The organism is Microcystis sp. M53603_WE2 (assembly GCF_030065435.1).
In genome coordinates this window covers 1-1,777 of the sequence record NZ_JASJFF010001219.1, presented here as the reverse complement: position 1 = coordinate 1,777, position 1,777 = coordinate 1, and the positions used below count along the sequence as shown (strand labels likewise).

Genomic DNA, 1,777 nt, shown 5'->3' with positions numbered 1-1,777 from the left:
GGATGATTCTGGATTTATTTCCCGATGAGGATGGGGATACAGTGGAGGAATGGTTAACCGATAGTTTAGTTCACCTGAGTTTAGTTCAGGATAATCGTGATGGTTGGTATGAAATTCATCCCCTGTTGCGTCGCTACTTTCAGGATAAGTTAGAAGCATCACCCCACGCAGAACCAGCAAAACGCCGTTATTGTGGGATTATGGCCAAAAAATCGGCAGAAATGCCACAGAATCCCACTGTAGAAATCGTTGAAGAATTTAAACCTTTCCTTCTCCATCTACAAGCATCTGTCGGGGAATATCCCCAATATATCGCTGATGAGGATTTATTATGGTCTTATACGGGTTTAGCTTGGTATTATAACGGACAAGGATTGTATGCTATTGCTGAACCTTACTGTCAAGCTTGTTTAACCGCAACTCGAACCCACTTAGGAGACAATCATCCCCATGTGGCAACTTCCCTCAACAATTTAGCATACTTGTACTATTCCCAAGGCAGGTACACAGAAGCAGAACCTCTCTATCTAGAAGCATTAGATTTGAGAAAACAACTCTTAGGAGACAATCATCCCGATGTGGCAACTTCCCTCAACAATTTAGCAGCATTGTACGATTCCCAAGGCAGGTACACAGAAGCGGAACCTCTCTATCTAGAAGCGATTAATATTGCTACCCAAGGATTAGGGGAAAATCATCCCCATACCCAAACCTTTTATCAGAATTATCTGAGGATGTTATCCCAATTACCCGAAGCAGAATTAAGACAACGGTTTCCCGATGAGGTGGTGGAGATGTTGAAACCAAAACCCCCTCATCCCTGAAAACAGTCTTAACTGTGATTGGAATGTTGAATGATGAACTATGACTAGGGAGCTAGTTAAGAGTAGATTAGAGATGAAGATTGATTGAATGAACTAATCATAGTTAAGACCATTGGAAAATAGGGTTCGTAGGCGCACGGATTTTCCATTATGAATATAGTATCATGTCAAGTCGCCTTTGTCAAGAGAAATTTTGACAACATCCAGACAAACGTTATTGTAGGGGTAATTCATGAATTACCCCTACACCTATTACCTAGTCCAGTAACCCACCACCATCGACAGTGGTTGATGTAATCATCTGATGGACTATGACTAGGGAGCTAGTTAAGAGTGGATTAGAGATGAAGATTGATTGAATAAACCAATCATAGTTAAGACCGTTGGAAAAGAGGGTTTGTAGGCGCACGGATTTTCCATTATGAATATAGTATCATGTCAAGTCGCCTTTGTCAAGAGAAAATTTGACAACATCCAGACAAACGTTATTGTAGGGGTAATTCATGAATTACCCCTACACCTATTACCTAGTCCAGTAACGCACCACCATCGACAGTGGTTGGAATGATTGAATGATGAACTATAATTGAATTAATCACTGATGACTGATAACTGATTAGCAAGGAATAAAACCATGAATACTAAAGAGAGACTATTACAAGAGATTGAACAAGCGCCGGATTCTTTAATAGAAGAAACTTTAAACTTCCTCCTTTCAGCACAAGCTAGTTATGCTAAATCTGAAAGTAATGTAGGGGAGGCAATATTAAAGCTTCTGGAAGAGATACCATTAGACAATGACGACTTAGAAAAGTTGCCTATAGATCTTGCTAATCAGCATGATCATTATCTTTAGAGAATTACAGAGAATGATTGATCCTATAATAACGGGAAAATCCTCAGAGTGAGGAACTCGCATGAAACCAGCATCCCTGATTCAACTAACCGATAGT

The 1,777-nt window shown here is 40.0% G+C and carries 2 protein-coding genes; both read left to right on the top strand.

The genetic code is table 11. The annotated features are described in order from the left end of the window. Positions 1–824, top strand: an 824-nt coding sequence (locus PX481_RS25500) for a tetratricopeptide repeat protein (RefSeq protein WP_288096750.1), incomplete at its 5' end; no start/stop codon positions are given. 634 nt (positions 825–1,458) lie between these two features. Further along, positions 1,459–1,680, top strand: a complete 222-nt coding sequence (locus PX481_RS25495) for a hypothetical protein (protein ID WP_288096748.1) — start codon at positions 1,459–1,461, stop codon at positions 1,678–1,680. The last annotated feature ends 97 nt before the right edge of the window (positions 1,681–1,777 follow it).

Bases quoted from the DNA above. Each gene is read 5' to 3' on its own strand.
- PX481_RS25495 (WP_288096748.1), top strand. From the start codon at position 1,459: ATGAATACTAAAGAGAGACTATTACAAGAGATTGAACAAGCGCCGGAT.